General features: G+C 73.3%; 25 protein-coding genes and 3 tRNA genes. 16 read left to right on the forward strand and 12 right to left on the reverse strand.

The genetic code is table 11. From position 1 onward, the window contains the following. The first annotated feature begins 27 nt into the window (after positions 1–27). Entirely contained in the window at positions 28–960 is a 933-nt protein-coding gene (locus JOE35_RS05535; RefSeq protein WP_307803123.1) for an aldo/keto reductase, read from the forward strand. Here JOE35_RS05535 and JOE35_RS05540 read toward each other — a convergent pair. Then, positions 950–1,498 (reverse strand): 2'-5' RNA ligase family protein, encoded by a 549-nt coding sequence (locus JOE35_RS05540; protein ID WP_209560249.1) that lies wholly within the window; start codon positions 1,496–1,498, stop codon positions 950–952. The two genes, JOE35_RS05535 and JOE35_RS05540, sit on opposite strands and share 11 nt — an antisense overlap. A 122-nt stretch (positions 1,499–1,620) precedes the next feature. Between JOE35_RS05540 and JOE35_RS05545 the strand changes: the two genes are divergently transcribed. The 5 genes from JOE35_RS05545 (at position 1,621) to JOE35_RS05565 (ending at position 5,089) form a co-directional block, all read left to right on the forward strand. Continuing rightward, a tRNA-Thr gene (locus tag JOE35_RS05545) sits at positions 1,621–1,692 on the forward strand. Positions 1,693–1,728: 36 nt separating this feature from the next. Further along, positions 1,729–1,802 (forward strand) — tRNA-Met (locus tag JOE35_RS05550). A gap of 127 nt (positions 1,803–1,929) precedes the next feature. Then, positions 1,930–3,138 (forward strand): type III polyketide synthase, encoded by a 1,209-nt coding sequence (locus JOE35_RS05555; RefSeq protein ID WP_209560250.1) that lies wholly within the window; start codon positions 1,930–1,932, stop codon positions 3,136–3,138. Then, complete coding sequence (locus JOE35_RS05560) at positions 3,135–3,905, forward strand: class I SAM-dependent methyltransferase (protein WP_307802955.1); 771 nt, start codon at positions 3,135–3,137, stop codon at positions 3,903–3,905. Before JOE35_RS05555 ends, JOE35_RS05560 begins: the two co-directional genes overlap by 4 nt. Continuing rightward, positions 3,902–5,089 carry an NAD(P)/FAD-dependent oxidoreductase gene (locus JOE35_RS05565; protein ID WP_209560251.1) on the forward strand — a complete coding sequence of 396 codons (1,188 nt, stop codon included), beginning with the start codon at positions 3,902–3,904 and terminating at the stop codon, positions 5,087–5,089. Before JOE35_RS05560 ends, JOE35_RS05565 begins: the two co-directional genes overlap by 4 nt. Before the next feature lie 401 nt (positions 5,090–5,490). Here JOE35_RS05565 and JOE35_RS05570 read toward each other — a convergent pair whose 3' ends face one another. Continuing rightward, on the reverse strand, positions 5,491–6,354 hold the full coding sequence (locus JOE35_RS05570; protein ID WP_307802956.1) for a UbiA family prenyltransferase: 864 nt from the start codon (positions 6,352–6,354) through the stop codon (positions 5,491–5,493). A 222-nt stretch (positions 6,355–6,576) separates the two neighbouring features. Continuing rightward, positions 6,577–6,786 carry a DUF3072 domain-containing protein gene (locus tag JOE35_RS15535; RefSeq protein WP_245186350.1) on the reverse strand — a complete coding sequence of 70 codons (210 nt, stop codon included), beginning with the start codon at positions 6,784–6,786 and terminating at the stop codon, positions 6,577–6,579. Between the two features lie 169 nt (positions 6,787–6,955). Between JOE35_RS15535 and JOE35_RS05580 the strand changes: the two genes are divergently transcribed. From JOE35_RS05580 to JOE35_RS05590, 3 genes are read left to right on the forward strand one after another with little or no spacing between them, the layout of a single operon-like run. Continuing rightward, positions 6,956–7,405 (forward strand): MaoC family dehydratase N-terminal domain-containing protein, encoded by a 450-nt coding sequence (locus JOE35_RS05580; RefSeq protein WP_209560253.1) that lies wholly within the window; start codon positions 6,956–6,958, stop codon positions 7,403–7,405. Continuing rightward, positions 7,402–7,833 (forward strand): MaoC/PaaZ C-terminal domain-containing protein, encoded by a 432-nt coding sequence (locus JOE35_RS05585; protein ID WP_209560254.1) that lies wholly within the window; start codon positions 7,402–7,404, stop codon positions 7,831–7,833. Before JOE35_RS05580 ends, JOE35_RS05585 begins: the two co-directional genes overlap by 4 nt. Beyond that, complete coding sequence (locus JOE35_RS05590; protein WP_307802957.1) at positions 7,830–8,921, forward strand: UDP-N-acetylmuramate dehydrogenase; 1,092 nt, start codon at positions 7,830–7,832, stop codon at positions 8,919–8,921. Before JOE35_RS05585 ends, JOE35_RS05590 begins: the two co-directional genes overlap by 4 nt. Positions 8,922–8,928: 7 nt before the next feature. Here the strand turns inward: JOE35_RS05590 and JOE35_RS05595 are convergent, their stop codons facing one another. The 5 genes from JOE35_RS05595 to JOE35_RS05615 form a co-directional block, all read right to left on the reverse strand. Beyond that, entirely contained in the window at positions 8,929–9,615 is a 687-nt protein-coding gene (locus JOE35_RS05595) for a response regulator transcription factor (protein WP_209560255.1), read from the reverse strand. After that, positions 9,612–10,904, reverse strand: a complete 1,293-nt coding sequence (locus JOE35_RS05600; RefSeq protein ID WP_209560256.1) for a sensor histidine kinase — start codon at positions 10,902–10,904, stop codon at positions 9,612–9,614. The genes JOE35_RS05595 and JOE35_RS05600 overlap by 4 nt, the downstream gene beginning before the upstream one ends. Before the next feature lie 32 nt (positions 10,905–10,936). Next, positions 10,937–11,749, reverse strand: a complete 813-nt coding sequence (locus tag JOE35_RS05605) for an ABC transporter permease (RefSeq protein ID WP_209560257.1) — start codon at positions 11,747–11,749, stop codon at positions 10,937–10,939. Further along, a complete protein-coding gene (locus JOE35_RS05610) occupies positions 11,746–12,597 on the reverse strand; it encodes an ABC transporter ATP-binding protein (RefSeq protein ID WP_209560258.1) in 852 nt (283 codons plus the stop codon). Before JOE35_RS05610 ends, JOE35_RS05605 begins: the two co-directional genes overlap by 4 nt. Positions 12,598–12,735: 138 nt before the next feature. Then, the gene (locus JOE35_RS05615) at positions 12,736–13,938 is read right to left on the reverse strand and encodes a pyridoxal phosphate-dependent aminotransferase (protein WP_209560259.1); all 1,203 of its coding nucleotides are present in this window, start codon (positions 13,936–13,938) and stop codon (positions 12,736–12,738) included. Between the two features lie 186 nt (positions 13,939–14,124). Here JOE35_RS05615 and JOE35_RS05620 point away from each other — a divergent pair. The 6 genes from JOE35_RS05620 (at position 14,125) to JOE35_RS05645 (ending at position 18,027) form a co-directional block, all read left to right on the forward strand. Next, positions 14,125–14,197: transfer RNA gene (locus JOE35_RS05620), tRNA-Trp, on the forward strand. Positions 14,198–14,298: 101 nt separating this feature from the next. After that, positions 14,299–14,580: a preprotein translocase subunit SecE gene (gene secE / locus JOE35_RS05625; protein WP_123546700.1), complete on the forward strand. Its 282-nt coding sequence runs from the start codon at positions 14,299–14,301 to the stop codon at positions 14,578–14,580. A 130-nt stretch (positions 14,581–14,710) separates the two neighbouring features. Continuing rightward, positions 14,711–15,832 (forward strand): transcription termination/antitermination protein NusG, encoded by a 1,122-nt coding sequence (gene nusG, locus JOE35_RS05630; protein WP_209560260.1) that lies wholly within the window; start codon positions 14,711–14,713, stop codon positions 15,830–15,832. A 113-nt stretch (positions 15,833–15,945) separates the two neighbouring features. Continuing rightward, positions 15,946–16,377: a 50S ribosomal protein L11 gene (rplK, locus tag JOE35_RS05635; RefSeq protein ID WP_123546698.1), complete on the forward strand. Its 432-nt coding sequence runs from the start codon at positions 15,946–15,948 to the stop codon at positions 16,375–16,377. Between the two features lie 101 nt (positions 16,378–16,478). Beyond that, the gene (rplA, locus tag JOE35_RS05640; RefSeq protein ID WP_123546697.1) at positions 16,479–17,168 is read left to right on the forward strand and encodes a 50S ribosomal protein L1; all 690 of its coding nucleotides are present in this window, start codon (positions 16,479–16,481) and stop codon (positions 17,166–17,168) included. A gap of 268 nt (positions 17,169–17,436) precedes the next feature. Beyond that, on the forward strand, positions 17,437–18,027 hold the full coding sequence (locus JOE35_RS05645) for a GNAT family N-acetyltransferase (protein ID WP_209560261.1): 591 nt from the start codon (positions 17,437–17,439) through the stop codon (positions 18,025–18,027). Here JOE35_RS05645 and JOE35_RS16215 read toward each other — a convergent pair. Further along, positions 17,975–18,106, reverse strand: coding sequence for a pentapeptide repeat-containing protein (locus JOE35_RS16215; RefSeq protein ID WP_209561898.1), 132 nt, complete (start codon positions 18,104–18,106; stop codon positions 17,975–17,977). The genes JOE35_RS05645 and JOE35_RS16215 overlap by 53 nt on opposite strands. Before the next feature lie 16 nt (positions 18,107–18,122). Further along, the gene (locus tag JOE35_RS05655; protein WP_245186058.1) at positions 18,123–19,088 is read right to left on the reverse strand and encodes an NADP-dependent oxidoreductase; all 966 of its coding nucleotides are present in this window, start codon (positions 19,086–19,088) and stop codon (positions 18,123–18,125) included. Positions 19,089–19,210: 122 nt separating this feature from the next. On the opposite strand from JOE35_RS05655, the gene JOE35_RS05660 reads away from it, so the two are divergent. Next, the gene (locus JOE35_RS05660; protein WP_209560262.1) at positions 19,211–19,912 is read left to right on the forward strand and encodes a Pr6Pr family membrane protein; all 702 of its coding nucleotides are present in this window, start codon (positions 19,211–19,213) and stop codon (positions 19,910–19,912) included. On the opposite strand, the gene JOE35_RS05665 is transcribed toward JOE35_RS05660, so the two are convergent. Continuing rightward, a complete protein-coding gene (locus JOE35_RS05665) occupies positions 19,894–20,607 on the reverse strand; it encodes a YqaJ viral recombinase family protein (RefSeq protein ID WP_245186059.1) in 714 nt (237 codons plus the stop codon). The two genes, JOE35_RS05660 and JOE35_RS05665, sit on opposite strands and share 19 nt — an antisense overlap. A 123-nt stretch (positions 20,608–20,730) precedes the next feature. Further along, positions 20,731–21,921, reverse strand: a complete 1,191-nt coding sequence (locus tag JOE35_RS05670) for an ROK family transcriptional regulator (protein WP_209560263.1) — start codon at positions 21,919–21,921, stop codon at positions 20,731–20,733. Positions 21,922–21,992 lie beyond the last annotated feature (71 nt).

Genomic DNA, 21,992 nt, shown 5'->3' on the forward strand with positions numbered 1-21,992 from the left:
TGGTCCGACGACCCCCGCCCGTTCCCCCTGGCCCTCGGCACGAACGTCTTCGGCTGGACGGTCGGCGCCCCGACGGCTCTCGAGCTGCTCGACCTGTTCGTCGGCGACGGCGGGCGCATCGTCGACACGGCCGACGTCTACTCGGCCTGGCTGCCGGGCAACTCGGGCGGCGAGTCCGAGGCGATCATCGGCCGCTGGCTCGCCCGTCCCGGCAACCGCGACCGCGTGCTCGTGAGCACCAAGTGCGGTCAGCACCCGGCCGCGCCCGGCCTGTCGCGAGCCAGCATCCGCACCGCCGTCGAGGCCTCGCTCACCCGGCTCCGCACCGACCGCATCGACCTCTACTCGGCGCACTTCGACGACGACGAGACGCCGCTCCGCGAGACGGTGACGGCGTTGAGCGAGCTCGTCGACGAGGGCAAGATCCGCTTCGCCGGCGCCTCCAACTACTCGCCCGCGCGGCTGCGCCAGGCCCTCGCCATCGCCGACAGCGACGGCCTGCACCCGTTCTCCGTCGTGCAGCACGCCTACAACCTGGTGAGGAGGGGCGAGTACGAGACCGAGACCGCCCCGGTCGTCGACCACTTCGGCCTCGCCGTCCTGCCGCACTCGTCGCTCGCCAGCGGACTGCTCACGGGCAAGTACCGGGGCGGCGACGCCCCTCGGTCGTCGCCCCGTGAGGGCCGCGCGGCGAGCTACTCGACGCCGCAGGCCCTCGGGGTGGTCGAGGTCGTCGCCGAGGTCGCCGATCGCCACGGCGTCGCGCCGGCGGCGGTCGCCGTGGCCTGGCTCGCCTCGAGGCCCGGCGTCGTGGGCGCACTGGCCAGCGCGCGCACCGTCGAGCAGCTGGACGACCTGCTGGGCGCGGCGTCGATCGAGCTCGACGAGCGCGACCTGGCGGCCCTCGACGCGGCGTCCGTCCCGCAGCCCTCCGAGGGGGCGGGGCGCGTCAGCTCCTGAGGACGACGACCGTGCGGACGCTCGGGTCCCAGCGCCGAGCCCCGGCGAGCGTGGGGGCGGGAGCGTCCTCGAGTGCCTCGCGCGCCTCCTCGTCCTCGAGGGCCTCGACCGCGGCGAGGGCCCGGCCCACGGCCTCGGCGTCGAGCCTGCTCGCCAGCGTCACGTGGGGCACCCAGAGGCCGGGGGAGGAGTGCGGCACGTCGTCCTCGCCGCCCACGATCGCGTGGACCTCTGCCTGGAGCTCGAGGAGGCCACGGGTCGCGATGATCGACCTCACGAGCACGTGACCCCGACCGTGTCCGAAGACGAGCGGTGCGCCCAGCGCGATCGGCAGCGGCAACAGGGCCTCGAGCAGCTCGGCCAGCGCCGGATCGGTGCTGTCGTCGATGCGGCGACGGGCGAGCAGCGTCACGTGCGGGGCGTTCGAGCCGCTCGCGTGGTCGGCCTGCGAGGGGAGCCCGGCGTCGGAGAGCGCGGCCCACTGGGCGCGGATCCGGGCGTCGGCCGGCTCGTCGAGCAGGAGTTCGATGCTGTGCACCCGTCGATGATGGCCTCGTCGGGGAGGCGCGGCCCCGGTGTCCTCAGAGGGGTCTCGGCTCTGCTACCCTTGTGTGGTGCCGAACGGCAGTCGCCCTCCTGGGTCAAACTGAACGCGGTCACGCCCCGATAGCTCAGTGGTAGAGCACTTCCATGGTAAGGAAGGGGTCGTCAGTTCAAACCTGACTCGGGGCTCCGGCTGGTCACGGTCACACCGTGCAGACAGCTTGCGGCGGGGTAGCTCAGTTGGTTAGAGCACACGGCTCATAATCGTGGTGTCGCGGGTTCGAGTCCCGCCCTCGCTACCGCAGGCCCTGATCGTGCATCGCACGACCGGGGCCACTGTACTTTCTGGAGCTGCTTCCCGAGACGCTGCTCGCCGGTGCGGCTCTTCCTGATCGCCGTGCGCCGGCAGTCGCATACGCTCAGGGGATGTCCCCGAGCATCCACAGCATCGGCACGGCCGTTCCCTCGACGATCATCGGGCAGGACCACATCCGTGACGTGTTCCGCAGCCAGCCGGGGCTCGGCCGACTCGCGCCCCGGCTGATCGGGGCGGTCTTCGACGGTGCCCAGATCGACACCCGCCACACGGTGATCGACGAGCTCGCCGCAGATCAGCCGGAGCAGCCCGGCCAGCCCGGCCAGCCCGGCCAGCCCGGCCAGCCCGACACCGCCCCCGTCTTCTTCGACCGTGCCGAGGGCCGCATCCTCCGCCCTGGCACCGGAGCCCGCAACGACGTCTACGTCGAGCGCAGCCCCGACCTCTTCGTCCGCGCCGCCGAGGAGGCGCTGGCCGGTGCCCCGGGGATCACCGCGGCCGACGTCACCCACGTCGTCACCGTCTCGTGCACCGGCTTCTTCGCGCCGGGACCGGACTACCTGCTGGTGCGCCGGCTCGGCCTCGCGCCCTCGACCCGCCGCCTGCACATCGGCTTCATGGGCTGCTACGGCGCCTTCCCTGCCCTCCGGGCCGCCCGCGACACCTGCCTCGCGGAGCCGGACGCCGTCGTGCTCGTCGTCTGCGCCGAGCTCTGCACCCTGCACCTGCGGAGCTCGGACGACCCCGACGCGATCATCGCCTCCTCCGTCTTCGCGGACGGCGCCGCCGCGGCCGTCGTGTCGTCCCGGCCCGCCGCCGTCGGCGCTCCGGTGCTCGACCTCGACGTGCTCGAGACCGTGCTGACGCCCGTCGGCGAGGACGACATGGCCTGGAGCATCGGAGACCAGGGCTTCGACATGGTGCTGAGCAGCTACGTGCCCCACATCGTCGAGGAGCACGTCGACGCGGCGCTCGCCCCGCTGCTGGAGGCCGGGGGCGTGACGGTCGGCGAGATCGACGACTGGGCCGTGCACCCCGGCGGCCGCAGCATCCTCGACCGGGTCGAGTCGCAGGTCGGCCTCAGCGAGGCGCAGCTGGCGCCGTCGCGCCGGGTGCTCCGCGACTACGGCAACATGTCGAGCGCGACGGTGCTGTTCATCCTGCGCGAGCACCTCGAGGGGCGTGGGGCCGAGGGTCGAGGAGGTGCGGGCGCGGCCGACGCACCGGTCACGCCGGCTGCCCGTCGGGTCTGCGCCATGGCCTTCGGGCCGGGCCTCACCGTCGAGAGCGCGCTGCTCACCCGTCGCGTCGGCGCGTGACCGTGGTCCTCTCCGAGACCCGCGGGTCGCGAGACCCGCGCGGCCCGTTCGTCGACGTCGGGCAGCGGGCCGTCGGGCTCCGCGAGCTGATGGACGATCCTGACTGCGACCTCGGCCAGCTGAGACGCACCTACGCCGTCTTCCCGGTCGTGAACGGGCTCGTCGCCGGCTGGCGTCGTGCGTACCGCGAGCGGATCCGGCCCCTCCTGTCCGCGGACCGGCCCACGAGCCTCCTCGACCTCGGATCCGGCGGGGGCGATCTCGCCCGGTCCCTGGCCCGGTGGGCGCGCCGCGACGGCGTGCGCCTGACGGTGACGGCGGTCGACCCCGACCGCCGCGCGCACGAGTTCGCGAGCGCGCGACCGGCAGAGGGCGTCGTCCACCGCTGCGCGTCCAGCGGCGACCTCGTCGCCGCCGGCGAGCAGTTCGACGTGGTCGTGTCCAACCACGTGCTGCACCACCTCGACGACGACGCCAGGGCCGCCGTGCTCGCCGACAGCCGGGCGCTGGCCCGGCGCCTCGCGCTGCACAGCGACATCCGGCGGTCGCCCGCGGCCTACGCCGGGTACTGGGTCGGGACGCTGCCGCTGGCGCGCACCTCCTTCGTCCGGGTGGACGGGCTGCGCTCGATCCGCCGCAGCTGGACCGACACGGAGCTGGCCCGTGAGCTGCCGATCGGCTGGACGGTCGTCCGTCGACCGCCGTTCCGCGTCTGGGCCGTGCTCGACCTCGACGAGCACACGGGCGTTCGGGGGCCGCGCTCGTGATCACGCACGACGTCGTCGTCGTCGGCGGGGGACCGGTGGGCGTGCTCGCCGCGGCCCTGCTGGCGGCGCGCGGCCTCGACGTCGCGGTCTGGGAACGCCGCGCCGAGGCGCCGAGCCTCTCACGGGCCATCGGCGTCCACCCCCCGTCCCTCGACGTGCTGGACCGGGTGGGCGCGGCCGAGCCGCTCGTCGCGGAGGCAGTCCCCGTCCGCCGTGGCGTCGCCCGCAGCGGCGGGCGCACCCTCGGCACGGTCGACTTCGACCGGGCGCACCCCCGCTGGCCGTTCGTCGCCGCCCTGCAGCAGCACCGCACCGAGCAGCTGCTGCGCGACAGGCTGGAGGCACTCGCCCCTGGCTCGTTGCGGCGCGGAGTCTCGCTCGACACGCTGGAGCAGGAGCCCGACCGCGTCCTGCTCCGCGGCACGGCCGACGACGGACCTGTGGAGGCGGCAGCCCGCTTCGTCCTCGCCGCCGACGGCGCCCGCAGCCCCGTGCGCGGCGCCCTGGGCATCGACGCGCCCCTGCGCCGCTACCCCGACCGCTACGTGATGTGCGACGTGGCCGACGACACCGGGCTCGGCGCCGACGCGGTCGTGCACCTCGAGCGACGCGGCGTCGTGGAGTCGTTCCCGCTGCCCGGCGGGGTGCGCCGCTTCGTGGTGCTGCTCGACGACGACGCCGCACGCACGTCCGACGGGACCCGGCCGACCGAGGCCGTGCCCGACCCCGAGATGATCGCGAGGCTCGTCGCGGAGCGGACCGGGATCGAGGTCGATCCCGGCACGGCGACCATGACGAGCGCGTTCGGCGTGCAGCGACGGCTGGCCCGCCGCACGGTCGCCGGGCGGGTCGTCCTGATCGGCGACGCCGCCCACGAGATCAGCCCGATCGGCGGCCAGGGGATGAACCTCGGCTGGCTCGACGCCGACGCCGTGGCACCCGTCATCGCGAGGGCACTGCGCTCTGCCGGAGGGCGGCGCCTCGACCCGACCGTGTTCCGGGCCTACGAGGAGGCGCGTCGCCGGTCGGTCGGCCGCTCGGCTCGGCAGGCGGAGATCAACATGGCCCTCGGCCGCCCCGTCGGGCCCGCGGTCGGCGTCGCACGACAGGTCGGCCTGTCGGCGGCGCTGCACCTGCCGACCCGCCGCCTCCTCGCCTCGCTCTACTCGATGCGCTTCGTCTGACCCGCGTCGCGCCGCCTCGCGCCGCCTCGCGTTCTCGCGGCCAGGAACGAGCCCATCGCCCTGCTCACGCTTTTCAGGACGCTGAGTCCTGAGTTGGCGTTGTGCAGGACTCTCTGTCCTGAATCGTGCACAGTTCAGGAGGCGGCAGCCGAAACTCCTGAATACGGCCCGAATCGATCGGGCGGCGGCCGCGGCGAGTTCTTGAACGAGGTGGACGGGGTCCGGCATGCGCAGCCGGCCAGCTGCTGGCCTCATTCAGGACGCTGAGTCCTGAGTTGGCGTTGTGCAGGACTCTGCGTCCTGAATCGTGCACACTTCAGGAGGCGGCAGCCGAGAACTCCTGAATCAGGGCGTCCTTACGTGGCCCGTCCAGGTGGCGCGGCCGGCGCGGACGGCCCGGGTCAGGCGACGAGCGCCGTGCCCGCGAGGGCCAGCGACACGACGAGCACGAGAGCGGCGGCGATGACGAGCCGGAACAGGCCCCTGGTCGCCCCGCCCCGGCGGACCAGCCTCGCCCCGACCGCGGACAGCACCAGCGCGGTGGCCGCCCCGACGAGGCCTGCGCCGGTCCGGACAGGAGTCAGGGACTCGTCGAGGAGGAGCCCCGCCGCCGTCACGACCGCAGCCGTCCCCAGGGCGGCGAAGGCCACGAGCCCGGCGCGCAGGCGTCCGAGCCGGTGCGGGAGCCCGACGACGCCCGTCCGGGCATCGTCGTCGAGGTCGGGCAGGACGTTGGTGAAGTGGATCGCGACGCCGAAGGCCGCTCCGACGATCAGGGCCCAGGCGGCGGGCTCGGCCGGGGGCGCAGCGGCGAGGGTGACCACGGCGGGCAGGGCCCCGAAGCCGACGACGAACGGCACGACCGACCATGCCGTGCGCTTGAGCCCGAGGTTGTAGGCCCAGCCGGAGACGAGGAAGACGAGGTGGGCGACGCCGGCGGCCCAGCCGAGCAAGAAGGTCAGGCCGACCGCGAGGACGGTGACGACCGTGACGGCGACCATGGCCGCCCTGGTCGAGACGAGGCCCAGGGCGAGCGGCTTGTCGAGGCGCCCGACCTGGCGGTCGCGCGCGGCGTCGACGAGGTCGTTCGAGAGCCCGATCGAGAGCTGCCCGGCCAGCACGGCCGCTCCGAGCACCAGGGTGCGTCCCGCGTCGAGGCCGACTGCCGTCGCGAGGACGACCGAGAGCAGCGTGACGGCGACGGTCGGGCCGGGGTGCGTGGAGCGTGCCAGGGCCGCGACGGTCGAGACGGGTGAGGTCGTCACGCGCGCGATCTCCGATGGAGAAGGAGGGTCGATCGAGTGAGCACGTCCGGGCCGGGGGTGACCCGGACGTGCCCGTCAGCCGCTCGCGGCCCATGTCGGGACAGGTGGATCAGGACCTGTCCCGGGCCGTCGATCGAGGGCTCGCGTCGAGTTACCATCCCAGACGTGGGGGAAGTGTACGACGCGAGCCCTCGCAGCGGTAGAGCCATCGAGCAGACTCGGCTACTGGCCGCGACCGGTCTTCTCCTGGAGGCGGTCGATGTGCTCGCTCGCCTTGGCCTTGCTGAGGTCGGCGGGCAGCTCTTCGCCTGCCTCGCGGGCGAGCGTGTCGAGGTAGCTCTTCTGCGGGCCGGTCATCGGCTCGTCGCCGGTCACCCAGTCCTCAGGGTCCTTGGAGGCGGTGGTGGAGGGGTCGGGACGATTGCCGCCCAGGGTCTCTCCGGAGCCGGAGCCGGAGCCGGCGTCGGCGCCGGAGGCAGGTGCCCCGCCGCCCTCGGGTGCTGCGGGGTCGACGGGCGTGATGTCAGGGTCGATGTTCGAGTCGCTCATGGGGAGAACGTACGCCGCGCCCCCGACATCGGCCCCGGTTAGACTCGACGCCGTGCCAGTGAACCCCGATCTGCAAGGGCGGGTCCTCCCGCCGGCTCCCGCCTACCTCGTCGGCCGGGAGAAGGTGCGCGAGTTCGCCCGCGCCACCGGCTCGACCAGCGCCCTGTCGCTCGACCCCGAAGCCGCGCGTGCCGCGGGCCACGCCGACGTCGTCGCCCCGCCGACCTTCCCCGTCGTGGTGCAGGAGGCGACCCTCGCGCAGCTCCTCGCCGAGCCCGACGCAGGCATCGACTACTCCCGGGTGGTGCACGGCGAGCAGCGCTTCCGCTACAGCCGTCCCGTCGTGGCCGGCGACGAGCTCACGGCCACGCTCACGGTGACCAGCGTCAAGTCCCTCGGCGGCAACTCCATGGTGACCGCCTCCTCCGACATGGTCGACCAGGCCGGGGCGCACGTCGTCACCGCGGTGTCCACCCTCGTGGTGCGGGGGGACGACGCGTGAGCGCCCTCGAGGTCGGCCAGGTCGTGGCCCACAAGACGTACCCGCTGACGCGCGACTCGCTCGTCCGCTACGCCGGCGCGTCCGGTGACTTCAACCCGATCCACTACCGCGACGACGTCGCCGAGTCGGTCGGCCTGCCCGGCGTGCTCGCCCACGGCATGCTGACCATGGGCACCGCGGTGCAGCCCGTGGTCGAGTGGCTCGACGGCTCGGGCGACGACGCCGGCGTGATCGGCTGGGTCTCCGACTACCAGGTCCGCTTCACCCGTCCGGTGGTCGTGCACCCGTCCGACGGCGCCGAGCTGTCCGTCACCGCCAAGGTCGCGGCGCTCGACGACGAGGCCGGCACGGCGCGGGTCGACCTCACGGTGACGGTCGACGAGAAGACCGTGCTGGGCAAGGCCCAGGTCGTGGTGACCCTGGCGTGACCTCCTTCTCCGAGCTGACGACGATGCGCGTCGGCGGCGAGCCCGCGCGGTTCGTCACGGCCGACGGCACGGACGAGCTGATCGACGCCGTCCGGGCCGTCTGGGCCGACGACGAGCCCTGGTTCGTCCTCGGCGGCGGCTCGAACACGGTCGCCTCCGACGAGCCCTTCGACGGCACCGTCGTCCACGTGCGCACCCGTGGCGTCGAGAGGCTGCACGACGTCGACGGCCGGGTCCGCCTGCGGGTCGCCGCGGGCGAGCCCTGGGACGACCTCGTGGCGCGCACGGTCGACGAGGGCTGGTCCGGCCTCGAGGCGCTGAGCGGCATCCCCGGCTCGACAGGCGCCTCCCCGATCCAGAACATCGGCGCGTACGGACAAGAGGTGTCGTCGACGGTCGTCTCGGTCGACTTCCTCGACGCCGACACGGGCGAGTTCGTCCGCGTGCCCGCGGCCAACCTCGGCCTCGGCTACCGCACGAGCGTGTTCAAGCAGGGCCGGGCGGGCGTCGTGACCGCCGTCGAGTTCGCGCTCCGCGACGCAGGAGGCGCGAGCGAGCAGGTCTCGTACCCGCAGCTCGCCGGGGCCCTCGGCGTCGACCTCGGGGCCCGGGTCTCGGTCGCCGACGTGCGGTCGAGCGTGCTGGCCCTCCGCGCCTCCAAGGGCATGGTGCTCGACGCCGACGACCGCGACACGTGGTCGAGCGGCTCGTTCTTCACGAACCCCGTGGTGTCCCGTCAGGCGTCCTCGGAGCTGCCCTCGGACGCCCCGCGCTGGCCGATCGACCCCGAGCCCGAAGATCAGGTGGTGCCGCTCGGCGAGGCTCCGGCACCGCCGCCTCCGCCGACGAGCGGGGCCGTCAAGCTCAGCGCCGCATGGCTGATCGAGCGCGCGGGCGTCGCGCGCGGTTTCCGGCTGCCGGGTTCGGGAGCCGCGATCTCGACGAAGCACACGCTCGCCCTGACCAACCGGGGCAGCGCCTCCTCCGACGACGTGGTCGAGCTCGCCCGCTTCGTGCAGCAGCGGGTCCTCGCCGAGTTCGGCGTCCTGCTCCGCCCCGAGCCCGTGCTGCTCGGCCTCGACCTCTGACCTGACGTCAGCCCCGTGCGGAGGGCAGCCAGCCGCGCTCCATCGCGAGGGTGACCGCCCGGGTGCGGTCGCCCACGCCGAGCTTCTCGAAGACGTGCTGCAGGTGCGTCTTGACGGTGGCCTCGCCCACGAAGAGCCGCAGGCCGATCTCACGGTTCGAGCAGCCCTCGGCGACCAGGACGAGCACCTGGGTCTCACGGGGGCTCAGCGGCGTCGGTCCCGAGCTCACGGAGTCACGCGACCCGACGCCCGCGCCGTCAGCCTGCGCCGCCGTCCGGCGAGCACGCCCCACGAGCAGCGCCGCCATCGACGGCGCGAGCGCGACCTGTCCGGCGACCACCGAGCGGAGCCCCGCGAGCAGCTCCTCCTCGGGCGCCGCCTTGAGCAGGTACCCGCTGGCGCCCGCCTCGACGGCGCCGAGGATGGCGTCGTCCGACTCGTAGGTGGTCAGCACGACGACGCGGGCCGTCGGCACGTCCCGGAGCACCGCCTCCGTCGCGGCGACGCCGTCGAGCCGTGGCATGCGGAGGTCCATCAGCACGAGGTCCGGCCGCAGCTCGGCGGCGAGCTGAACCGCCTCGACGCCGTCGGAGGCCTGGCCGACGACCTCGAAGTCGGGCGTGGCCGTGAGCATCGCGGTCAGGCCCTGCCGCATGATCGGGTGGTCGTCGACGACCAGGGTGCGGACGCTCACGACCGCTCGCCGCCGGGCAGGTGCGCCGTCACGGTCGTCCCGGCCGCGCCGCTGACGACCTCGAGCCGCCCGCCGGCCAGCCGCAGCCGCTCGTCGAGGCCGTCGAGCCCGAAGCCGTCCCGAGCGGCGGCGGGGTCGAACCCGCGGCCCTCGTCCCGCACCGACAGGACCACGGCGCCGACGGTGCCCGAGCCCTCGGCGACGTCGTCCCCGCGGGCGAGCGCGACGTGCGCCGAGCGCGACCCGCTGTGCTTGCGGACGTTGGCCAGCGCCTCCTGCGCCGCCCGGATCACCACGACCTGGTGGTCGCGAGGAAGGGCGAGCCCCGGCTCGACGTCGACGGTCACGGCGACGCCGCTCTCGCGCGAGAACCGCGCGGCGAGTCGGCGCAGGGCGTCGGCGAGGTCGCCGCTGTCGAGTCCCGAGGAGGCGGTGGCCGCGACGAGCGTGCGGGCGTCGGTGAGCGCGTCCCTGGCCGACGACTCGATCAGCTCGAGCTGGGCGAGGCCGGCGGCGGCGTCGCCAGCGGCCACCGACGACCGTGCCTGCTGGCTGAGCATCACCAGCCCGGTCAGGCTCTGCGCGACGGTGTCGTGGATCTCGCGGGCGAGGCGCTCGCGCTCGGCCACGGTGCCGGCCTCGCGGTGCCGGGTGGCCAGCTCGTCCTGGGCGGCGCGCAGCTCGTCGAGCAGCCGGCCGCGCTCGACGCCGGTGTGGGCGATCGACGTGATCCAGAAGCCGAGGGCGATGCTGAACAGCAGCGAGAGCCCCTCGCTCGTGGCTGCCGTCGCGAGCGTGTCGGGCGACCAGCCGAGGCTGACGACGAAGCCCGCCGAGATCGCCAGGCAGAGCAGGACGTTGGCGACGATCGCCGAGCGGGGCGTCGGCAGCACGGTCCAGAGCAGCGGCATCAGGAACGCCTGGACGACGGCGAGCGGCGGGGCACCGGCGACGGCGAGCCCGCCGACGACCACGACCGCCGCGACGACCACGACCTCCGCCCGGCCCACCCGGTCGTCGTCCCGCCTCACCACCGGCCGGGCGAGCAGCAGCCAGGTCAGGACGAAGAGCCCGGTCGCCGCCAGGGCGAGCGGGCGGCTGCCGACGGCGCTCCCGCCGTCGCCGCTGCTGCCGGCCTCGGAGGCCAGTGCGAGCACGACCAGCACCACGGCCGTCGCCCCGGCCCCGACGTCCCACCAGCGCATCGCGACGCGGCTCGTGCCGCGGCCCGCGCCGGATCCCGCGCCGCGGCTCACGGCGGGGGCGCCCTCGGCTGCCGTGGCGGTCATGTCCGTCACCGTACCGTCCCGCGCGGCCGCGGTCAGGCGTCCTTCCTGCCCCAGCGGAACGTCAGCCGGGCCGCGACCGCGCCGGCCACGAGCCAGACGGCCAGCCAGAGGGCCACGCCCGCCAGGTCCCAGGTGCCGCCCACCTCGGCCGCCGCCGACGACTCGGGCAGGAACACGCTCCGCATCCCCTGGGCGAGCCACTTCAGCGGGAACGCCGAGGCGACCTGCTGCAGCCACGTGGGCAGCTGCGTGAAGGGCAGGTACACGCCCGAGATGAACTGCAGCACGAGCGTGATCGGCACGATGACGGCCGTGGCGCTGCGCCCGGTGCGGGGGACCCGCGACAGGGCGATCCCGATCAGCGCCGAGCCGGCGAGGCCGAGCAGCCACACCCAGCCGAACGTCGCCCACGACGACGCCTCGGTCGGCAGCGGCACCCGGAACAGCACCCGGGCGACGACGAGGAGGAGCGCCACCTGCAGCAGGTTCGTCACGACCACCTGCCCCAGCTTCCCGAGGAACCAGGAGGCGACGGGCAGCGGGGTGCCCGCGAGCCGCTTCAGGGTGCCGTCGGAGCGCTCCACGGCGATGTCGATCCCGAGGGCCTGGACGCCCGAGAGCAGGACGCCCGCGGCGATCATCCCCGGCAGGTAGTACGCGGCGGCGTCGACGGCCGAGCCGTCGGGCCGCACCCCGTACGAGCCAGAGGCGCTGAACGCCGTCGAGAAGATCGCGAGCATCACGACGGGGAAGAGGAACGTGAAGAACACCGTGTCGCCGGCGCGGAAGTAGGTCCGCACCTCGTGGCGCACCTGGACGCCCGCGAGGGCCAGCACGCGGCTCACGACGCTGCCGCCTCGGCGACGAGCTCGAGGTAGACGTCCTCGAGCGACGGACGGACCACCTCGAGGTCGCGCAGCTCCGCGCCCGCGCCGTGCAGGCGCGCGACGAGCCCGCCCGGGTCGGCCGTCCTCTCCTCGTGACGGCCTCTCGCATCCGACCACCGCACGAGCGGGGTCCTGGCCGCGACGCTGCCGATCTCGTCGGGGCGTCCCTCGGCGACGACCCGCCCCTCCGTGATGACCGCGACGCGGTCGCTCAGCTGAGCGGCCTCGTCGAGGTAGTGGGTGGTCAGCAGGATGCTCGTGCCGTCGTCGGACAGCGACCGGATCAGCCCCCAGAACTGCCGCCGCGCCTCCGGGTCGAAGCCCGTCGTCGGCTCGTCGAGGAACAGCAGCTCGGGGTCGCCGACGATGCCGAGCGCGACGTCGACTCGACGCCGCTGCCCGCCCGAGAGCGCGCGGACGCGGGTGCCCGCCTGCGCCTCGAGCCCGACGGCGGCGACGACCTCGTCCACGTCGCGCGACCGGGGGTAGAGGGCCGCCATGTGCGCGACCTGCTCCCGCACGGTCGAGGTGCCCTGCTCGGCCGAGGTCTGCAGCACGATGCCGATGCGCGCCTTCCAGTCGAGGCCGCCGTGGCGCGGGTCCGTGCCGAGCACGAGGGCCTCGCCGCCGCTGCGGTCGCGGTGCCCCTCGAGGATCTCGATCGTCGTCGACTTGCCGGCGCCGTTCGGGCCGAGCAGGCCGAGGGTCTCGCCGGGCTGGAGGTCGAACGAGACGCCGTGCAGGGCGGTGGCGCGCCCGTAGGTCTTGGTGAGGTCGCGCACTCGCACGACGGGCTGTGGGGTCATGCTCCGAGCCTCGGGCAGGAGGCGCGGGCGCGGCACCCCGGACCGGGCTACCCGCATCCCCCGACCGGTGGACCCGGCAGGGGGACGCCGCCGGTGGACCGGGCCGGCGAGCGGGTCCGGGGACCCGGCCGGCGCCTCCTACGAGAAGAGGCGCTGGAGGCGCTGCACGCCCTCGAGCAGCTGGTCGTCGCCGAGGGCGTACGACAGGCGCAGGTAGCCGCTCGGCCCGAAGGCCTCGCCGGGCACGGTGGCGACGTCGGCCTGGTCGAGGATCAGGTCGGCGAGCTCGAGGGAGGTGGTGGGCGTGACCCCGCCCCACTCACGACCCAGCAGGCCGCTGACGTCGGGGTAGACGTAGAACGCGCCCTCGGGGGTCGGGGCGACGACGCCGTCGATCGCGTTGAGCTCGTCGACGATGCGGCGGCGGCGGACGTCGAAGGCGCGGCGCATGGCCTCGACCTCGTCCTGCGGGCCGGTGAGGGCCGCGAGGGCAGCGCGCTGCGAGACGTTCGACACGTTCGACGTGAGGTGCGACTGCAGGTTCGAGGCGCCGGCGATCACGTCGGCAGGGCCCACCATCCAGCCGACACGCCAGCCGGTCATCGCGTAGGTCTTGGCGACGCCGTTGACGAGGATCGTCTGGTCGGCGAGCTCGGGCACGGCCTCGGTGATCGAGACGGCGCGCACGCCGTCGTAGACGAGGCTCTGGTAGATCTCGTCGCTGATGACCCAGGTGCCTGTCTCGAGCGCCCATCGGCCGATGGCCTCGACCTCGGCGGGGGAGTAGACGGCGCCCGTGGGGTTCGAGGGCGAGCAGAACAGCAGCACCTTGGTGCGGGGGGTGCGAGCGGCCTCGAGCTGCTCGACGGTGACCTTGTAGCCCTGGTCGGCGCCGGCGAAGACCTCGACCGAGACGCCGCCCGCGAGCGAGATCGCCTCGGGGTAGGTGGTCCAGTAGGGCGCGGGCAGCAGGACCTCGTCGCCCTCGTCGAGCAGCGCCTGGAACGCCTGGTAGACGGCCTGCTTGCCGCCGTTGGTCACGACCACCTGCGTCGGGCGCACCGACGTGCCGCTGTCGCGGAGGGTCTTCTCGGCGATCGCCTCGCGCAGCTCGGGCAGGCCCGCGCCGGCCGAGTAGCGGTGGTTGCGCGGGTCACGGGCCGCCGCGACAGCCGCCTCGACGATGTGGTCGGGGGTGGGGAAGTCGGGCTCGCCGGGGCCGTAGCTGATGATCGGCCGGCCCTCGGCCAGGAGCGACTTGGCCTTGGCGTCCACCTTGAGGGTGGCCGACTCGGCGATGGAGGCGATGCGGGACGAGAGGCGGCGTGTCGGCTGGGTCACGACGGCCACCCTATCCGGCGGCCCGCGGCCCCGACAGGGCACCCCGGCCGGGCCCGTCGGCGCGTCCCGGCTTTGCAACACCGCAGGCGCTCACCTACACTTGTCGAGGCGGTCGGACACCGCGGAGTCGGCGCGCGCCTCAGGGCGAGCACGAGTCGCAGTCCGGCCCGGGGGTTCAGGCCCCATAGGGCGGTGGCTCAATTGGTAGAGCAGCGGTCTCCAAAACCGCAGGTTGCAGGTTCGAGTCCTGTCCGCCCTGCAGCCCGGCCGGGTCGCCCCGACTGGTCCACCAGAGACCAGCGGGGCGGCCCGGATCACGGACCAGGCCCTCGGGTCGACCCTCGGAAGGTAGATACGACAGTGGCGAGAAAAGACCTCGACGTCCCCAGTGAGGACGTCGTCGACAAGGCGAAGTCCGACAGCGCAGCGCGTCGCAGTCCCTTCGCCCGCATCGCCCTGTTCATCCGCCAGGTGATCGCCGAGCTCAAGAAGGTCGTCACCCCGACCCGCAAAGAGCTGCTGAGCTACACCGGCGTCGTGCTGGTCTTCGTCGTCATCATGATGGCGCTGGTCACCGGCCTCGACTCCCTCTTCGGCCTCGTCGTCGGCTACGTCTTCGGCAACGGTCCCACCGGCAGCTGACCCTGCCCGCCGGCTGACGGACCACCCGGTCCGCGCCGTGCCCCTCGACCCTGTGGGGTCGGCGAGGACGACCCGGTCCGCCAGGTCCCTCTCCACACGGCCCCACTCTTCAAACGGAAGTTGAAATCCAGTGCCTGACAACGAGCGCGACGACATCGATCTCGCCCCCGCCGCCGAGCAGTCCTCCGAGGTCGCCGAGACGCAGGAGGGCGACGTCACCGACATCGACTCCGACGGCGACCAGGGCTCGGCCGAGGAGTCCGCGATCACCGTCGTCGACGAGGGCGACGCGGGCACCACCGACACGGACGACCTCGACGGCCTGCTCGACACGCTCGCCGAGGCCAGCGACCCCGAGGCCGACGCCGTCGTCGACGACGCGCTCGACATCGACGACGCCGCCGAGGCGGAGGCCGCCGTCGAGGCGACCGACGACGAGGCCGACTCCGAGGCGGAAGAGCTCGCGAACGAGGGCGATGCGGCCGGCGCGAACGCCGTGATCGCCGAGGCCGAGCAGTCCGTGCAGGACGCCGACGCGCAGGTCGCCCAGGACGACGTCGACCTCGACGTCGTCAGCGAGCCGACCGACGAGGTCGCGACCGACGGCGACGAGGCCGACGACGAGGCCGAGGTCGACCCGTACGAGGCCTTCCGCTACGACCTGCGCGGCAAGCCCGGCAAGTGGTACGTCATCCACAGCTACGCCGGCTTCGAGCGTCGCGTGAAGCAGAACATCGAGAACCGCATGGTCTCCCTGACCATGGAGGACTACATCTACCAGGTCGAGGTCCCGATGGAGGACGTCGTCGAGATCAAGAACGGGCAGCGCAAGCTGGTCACCCGCGTGCGGATCCCCGGCTACGTGCTCGTCCGCATGGACCTCAACGAAGACTCCTGGTCGGTCGTCCGCCACACCCCCGGCGTCACGGGCTTCGTGGGCAACGCCCACAACCCGACGCCCCTCCGCTTCGAGGAGGCCTTCCAGATGCTGAAGAGCCTCGTCCAGGTGCAGGAGGCGGCCCCCGCCGCCAAGGGCTCGGCCAAGGGCGGCAAGCAGGCCCAGCGGGTCATCCCCGCCGAGGTCGACTTCGAGATCGGCGAGACGATCACCATCAAGGAGGGCTCGTTCGCCGGTCTTCCCGGTACCATCAACGAGATCAAGCCCGAGAGCGGCAAGCTCACGGTGCTGGTCTCCCTGTTCGAGCGCGAGACTCCCGTCGAGCTCAGCTTCGACCAGGTCACCAAGCTCTAGCCCCAGGGCGACAGCCCCACAGCTCCCCTAGATCACCGGAGTCCGCACCGCGGACCACCGGGAGAGCGGACCGCGACCGCGGCCAGCTCGAACCCCACGAGAAGGAAAAGAACATGGCACCGAAAAAGAAGGTCACGGGTCTGATCAAGCTTCAGATCAACGCCGGCGCCGCGAACCCGGCCCCGCCCATCGGCCCGGCCCTGGGTCAGCACGGCGTGAACATCATGGAGTTCTGCAAGGCGTACAACGCCGCGACCGAGTCGCAGCGCGGCAACGTCGTCCCCGTAGAGATCACCGTCTACGAGGACCGTTCGTTCACGTTCGTCCTCAAGACCCCGCCCGCCGCGGAGCTCATCAAGAAGGCCGCCGGCGTCGCCAAGGGCTCGTCGACTCCCCACACCGACAAGGTCGGCAAGCTCACCATGGACCAGGTCCGTGAGATCGCCACCACCAAGCAGGCCGACCTGAACGCCAACGACATCGACGCCGCGGCGAAGATCATCGCCGGCACCGCCCGTTCCATGGGCATCACGGTCGACGCCTAGCCACACCCCCCTCGTGCAGGCGGCCCGCCTGCACGCACCAGACACCAGTGGGAGAGCCGGCCAGGCTCGCTACCACGTCCCCAGTAACGAAGAGGTCCAACATGGCTCAGAAGTCCAAGGCGTACCGCGCCGCCGCCGAGAAGATCGAGGCCGGCAAGTTCTACAGCACCAGCGAGGCCGTCGCCGTCGCTCGTGAGACCGGCTCCAAGAAGTTCGACTCCACCGTCGAGGTCGCGCTGAAGCTCGGCGTCGACCCCCGCAAGGCGGACCAGATGGTGCGCGGCACCGTCATCCTCCCGCACGGCACGGGCAAGACCGCCCGCGTCATCGTCTTCGCCACGGGCGCTGCGGCCGAGGCCGCCATCGCCGCCGGTGCGGACGAGGTCGGCGGCGACGAGCTCATCGAGAAGGTCGCCGGCGGCTACACGTCGTTCGACTCGGCCGTCTCGACGCCCGAGCTCATGGGCAAGGTCGGCCGCCTCGGAAAGGTCCTCGGACCCCGTGGCCTCATGCCCAACCCGAAGACGGGCACCGTGACACCCAACGTCGCGCAGGCCGTCAACGACATCAAGGGCGGAAAGATCGAGTTCCGTGTCGACAAGCACGCCAACGTGCACTTCGTCATCGGCAAGGCCGGCTTCTCGGAAGAGCAGCTGAACACCAACCTCGACGCCGCCCTCGACGAGGTCGTCCGTCTGAAGCCGTCCTCCTCCAAGGGCCGCTACATCACCAAGGGCACGCTGTCGACGACCTTCGGTCCCGGCATCCCCCTCGACATCAACGTCTTCTAGGCCGCAGCTGCTCACGCAGCGCACCTCGATCACCTGATCGTCACGACAGGCCGTCCCGCTCTCGAGCGGGACGGCCTTCGTCGTCCCCGGCGCACGGGCGCAGCGCTGAGCGGCCGTGCGCAGCGTCCACACCCCCCGATCCCGCGCACACCCCTCGGCGCGCGCGAGGGTCTGCGCGGGTTCCGCGGGTGTCGGCGCGAGCGCACGAGCGCACGGGCCCGGTGGGCACGGTGAGCACGAGGAGGCGCGGGTGCGGCACCATGGAGGCGTGACCGTCACCGCACGCCCTGCCACCGCTTCCGACGCCCCGGCCCTCGCCTCCGTGGCGGCCCTCACGTTCCCCCTGGCCTGCCCGCCCGGCACCGCCCTGGTCGACATGGCCCGGTTCGTCACGACGGTGCTCAGCGAGGAGCGCTTCGACGACTACCTGGCCGACCCGACGCGGCACGTGCTCGCCCTGGAGGACGACGCGCCCGCGCCCGGCGCCCCGCTGCCCGGCTCTGCGCTTCCCGGTGCGCCGCTGCTCGGAGCACCGCTGCGGGGCTACGCGATGCTCGTCACGGGCGACCCGGCCGACGCCGACGTGGCCGCCGCGGTCGAGGTCCGCCCGACCGTCGAGCTGAGCAAGCTCTACGTCGCGCCCGACGCCCACGGGCAGGGGGCTGCGCGGGTGCTCATGGAGGCGGCGCTGGCGACGGCCCGCGCGACCGGCGCCTCCTCGATCTGGCTGGGCGTCAACCAGCAGAACTCCCGCGCGCAGGCCTTCTACGCCAAGCACGGCTTCGAGCGGGTCGGCACGAAGCGGTTCACCGTGGGCACCGAGACCCACGACGACTTCGTGCTCGCCCGCGGCCTCTAGCCCGACAGGCGCCCGTCAGGCCCGCGCCCGTCAGGCGGGCACCCGACAGGCGTGCACCCGTCAGGCCCGCGCCCGTCAGGCGGGCAGGCGGCGACTCACTCGTCGGCCACGCGCAGCACGAGCTTGCCCCGCGTGTGGCTCTGCTCGAGCCGGCTGTGGGCGTCGGCGGCGTCGGCCAGGTCGTAGATGTCGTCGACGTGCACCCGCAGGTCGCCCGAGTCGATCAGGCGGGAGAGCACCGTGAGGGTGGACGCATCGGGGCAGACGGCGAAGCCCGTGGACCGGACGCCCTTCGCCTCGGCCTTGGCGGCGAAGGTCCGCCACGAGCGCACCGGTGCGTGCACGGCGAGGCCCCCCGGCCGCAGCACCGCGAGTGACTGCTCGGCGACGTCGTCGTCGTCGACCAGCCCGATGACCACGTCCACGTCGCGCACGCTGCGGGTCAGCTCGGCCGAGCCGTAGTCGACGACCTCGTCGGCGCCGAGCTCGCGCAGCCAGCTGCTGTTGCGCTGCGATCCGGTGGCGACCACGTGTGCTCCGAAGTACGACGCGAGCTGCACGGCGAAGTGGCCCACGCCTCCTGCGCCGGCCTGCACGAGCACTCGTTGGCCCTCGTGTGCCTTGGCGACCTCGACGACCATGCCCCAGGCCGTCAGGGCCGCGAGCGGCACTCCGGCGGCCTCGACGTGCGAGAGCGTCGCGGGCTTCCGGGCGAGGGAGGTGGCAGGCACGCTGATGTACTCCGCGTACGTGCCGCTCGTGTGCGGGAAGGCGGCCATGCCGAAGACCTCGTCGCCCGGCCGCAGCGGGTGGGCGGCGTAGGGGGCCTCGACGACGACGCCGCTGAAGTCGTGGCCGAGCACCGCGGGCCAGGCCCGGACGGCGCCGCTGTCGGCGCGGCCGGCGCGGGCCTCGGCGTCGACCCGGTTGACGCCCGCGGCGTGCACCTTCACCAGCACGTCCGAGCCGACGCGGCAGGGCCACGGCAGGTCGGCCGCGATCAGCTCCTCGGGCCCGCCCGTCTTCTCGATCACCATGGCACGCATCGTCGTGTGCGTCATCGGGCTCCTCTGTCCGTCCACGGCGCCCCGCCGGGGCGCCCGTCACCCCAGTGTCGACAGCAGATGAGTCGGACGTGTTTCGCGGGTGTCACCGTCTGGCGAAACCTCGCTACGGTGACGGGATGACACCGTCGACGCCCGCCGTGACCACCGTGCCCGCCGTCGTGCCCGCGGCCTTCCGCCTCCTCGCGGCGCTGGCCGTGCTCGCGGCCGTCGTGGGCCAGTGGGTGCGGAGCGTGGAGAGCCCCGTGTACCAGTTCGCCAACTTCTTCGGCTACTTCACGATCCAGTCGAACCTGATCGCCGCGGTGGCGTTCGTCGTCGGGGCGGTGTTCCTGCTGCGCCGCCGTGAGGCGCCCGAGTGGAGCGTCGTGCTGCGCGGCGCCGCCGCGACGTACATGGTCACGACCGGCATCGTCTACAACGTGTTGCTGACGGACGTCGCCCTCGACAACTCGTTCAACGTGCAGTGGTCGAACGACACCCTGCACAAGTGGATCCCGCTCTTCGCGCTGCTCGACTGGGTGCTGGTCGGCGACCGGGGGCGCATCGCGTGGCGTCGGCTCTGGGTCTTCCTGGTGTACCCGCTGGTCTGGGTCGTCGTGGTGCTGCTGCGCGGGCAGTCGTTCGTGCCGTACCCGTTCCTCGACGTCGAGCGCCTCGGCGCGGGCGGGGTCGCGGTCTGGTGCCTCGTCATCGCCGTGGTCATCGCGGGGCTGAGCGCTGCCGTGATCTGGCTGAGCCGGTGGCGCGTGCTCGGGGTCGACCACGAGCCAGCGCGCGGCGGGTCAGGACAGGGCGCGCCTCAGCGCAGCGGGTCGTAGGGCGGCGGCTCGTACGCACGCACTCCCGGGGCGAACGGGTCGACCGGCGCCTGGCGCGCGAGCGTGTCGAGCACGGTGTCGGCGAGGCCCACGAGGCGGTGGATCTCGTCGTCGTCGCGATCGACCCAGCGGCACTGCGGCACCGCGTCGACGGGCACGAAGTCGAGGTGCTGCTCCCACACGACGAGCGTGCGCTCGGCCCCGAGCACGTACTGCTGCCAGAACACTTGCCGCAGGTACGAGCGCGGGATGCTCGTCCAGGCCTTCTTCGTCGTCTTGATCTCGCAGAGCTCGACGGTGCCGTCGTCGCGCACGGCCACGCCGTCGGGCGTCGCGAGGTGGCGCTGCTGCTCGTGGGCGTGGAACAACTTCGAGCTCGGCGCGATGCGGTGCTCGGACAGCACCCAGCGGGCGATCTCCGGCTCGCGGGCGCGTCCGTGGTCGGTGTAGGCGTTGCCGCCGAAGCCGTTGCCGTAGAGCTTGTCGAGCACGACCGCCTGCACGGCCCTGGGGCTCGAGAGCCGCGCCACGTCGGTGGCCGTGATGCCGCGGCTGCGGGCACGGAGCCACGCGATGCGGTCGGTCGAGTCGGCGAGCACGCGCAGCTCGTGCGCCGGCCGGCGCGGTGCCGCAGGAGGCGCGGCGAGGGTCTCGTCGTCGTCCCAGAGCGAGAGCATGGGCTGGACGACGGACATGCCTCCATTGTCGCTCGTGACCGGGGCAGGTCGCGACAGGGCGCCTCCTCGTGTCGGCGGCGGGCGATCGGCGGCGGGCGACCGGCGGTCAGCGACCGCGGGGCACCAGCCGGGGCCGGCGCCTCAGACGGCGGCGGCCAGCTCGTCGATGGCCGCGGGGGAGAGCGCGTGGTGGATGGCCAGCATGCTGGCGCCGATCACGGCCGCCCTGTCGCCCGACCGCGACTGGACGATGCTCAGGTGCTCGGTGGCCAGGGGCATCGACCGCGAGTAGACGACCTCGCGCACCCCGGCGATGAGGTGCTCGCCGGCCTGGGCCATCGAGCCCCCGATCGCGATCGTCGACGGGTTGATCATGTTGACGCAGGCGGTCAGCACCTCGCCGATGTCGCGGCCGGCCTGGCGGACGGCCTGGATGGCGTCGATGTCGCCCGCCCGCACCAGGTCGATCACCTCGGCGCCGCCGGCCACGTCGTGCCCCGCGCGGCGCAGGGCGGCGGCGATGGCCGGACCCGAGGCGACGGCCTCGAGGCAGCCGACGTTGCCGCAGTGGCACGCGATGCCGGCGCCGCGCGGCACCTGCACGTGGCCGATGTCGCCGGCGATGCCCTGGGCACCCCGCTGCAGCCGGCCGCCCGAGATGATGCCGGAGCCGATGCCCGTGGCCACCTTGACGAACATGAAGTGGTCGACGGCCGGCCACGCGAAGCTGCGCTCGCCGAGGGCCATGATGTTGACGTCGTTGTCGACGAGCACCGGCACGTCGAGGTGGCCCCGCACCCAGCCGGGCACGTCGAAGCCGTCCCAGCCGGGCATGATCGGCGGGTTGACGGGCCTGCCCGTGCTGAACTGCACGGGGCCGGGGAGGCCGATGCCCACCCCGATCAGGTCGCGGCGGGTGCGCCCCAGCTGGGCGAGCAGGGCGTCGGCCTCGGCGACCATGGTCGCGAGCACCGGCTCCGGCCCGTCGGCGACGTCGAGCAGCGAGCGTCGCCCGATGAGCGTCTCGCCGACGAGGTCGGTGAGCACGAGGTTGAGGTGGCCGGCCCCGAAGTCGGCGCCGAGCACGACCCTGGCCGACGGCACGAGGGCGACCCGGGACGGCGGGCGTCCGCCGGTCGAGACGGCGTCCGCGAAGGGGCCGACGAGCCCGAGCTCGACGAGGGCGTCGAGCCGCAGGCCGACGGTCGAGCGGGCGAGCCCGGTCATGGCGGCGAGCTCGGCCCTGGTGCGCGGGCGACCGTCGCGGAGCAGCTGGAAGAGCTCGCTGGCCCCCGTGCTGCCGAGCGCGGACGACCGCGTCGTGTCGGACATGGTGAGCAGTAAAGCACAGGCCGAGGCGACGGCCGAGACAAGACCGCCGATCGGTGACGACTTTTGCTTGC

This window comes from Frigoribacterium sp. PvP032 (assembly GCF_017833035.1).
Classification (GTDB): domain Bacteria; phylum Actinomycetota; class Actinomycetes; order Actinomycetales; family Microbacteriaceae; genus Frigoribacterium.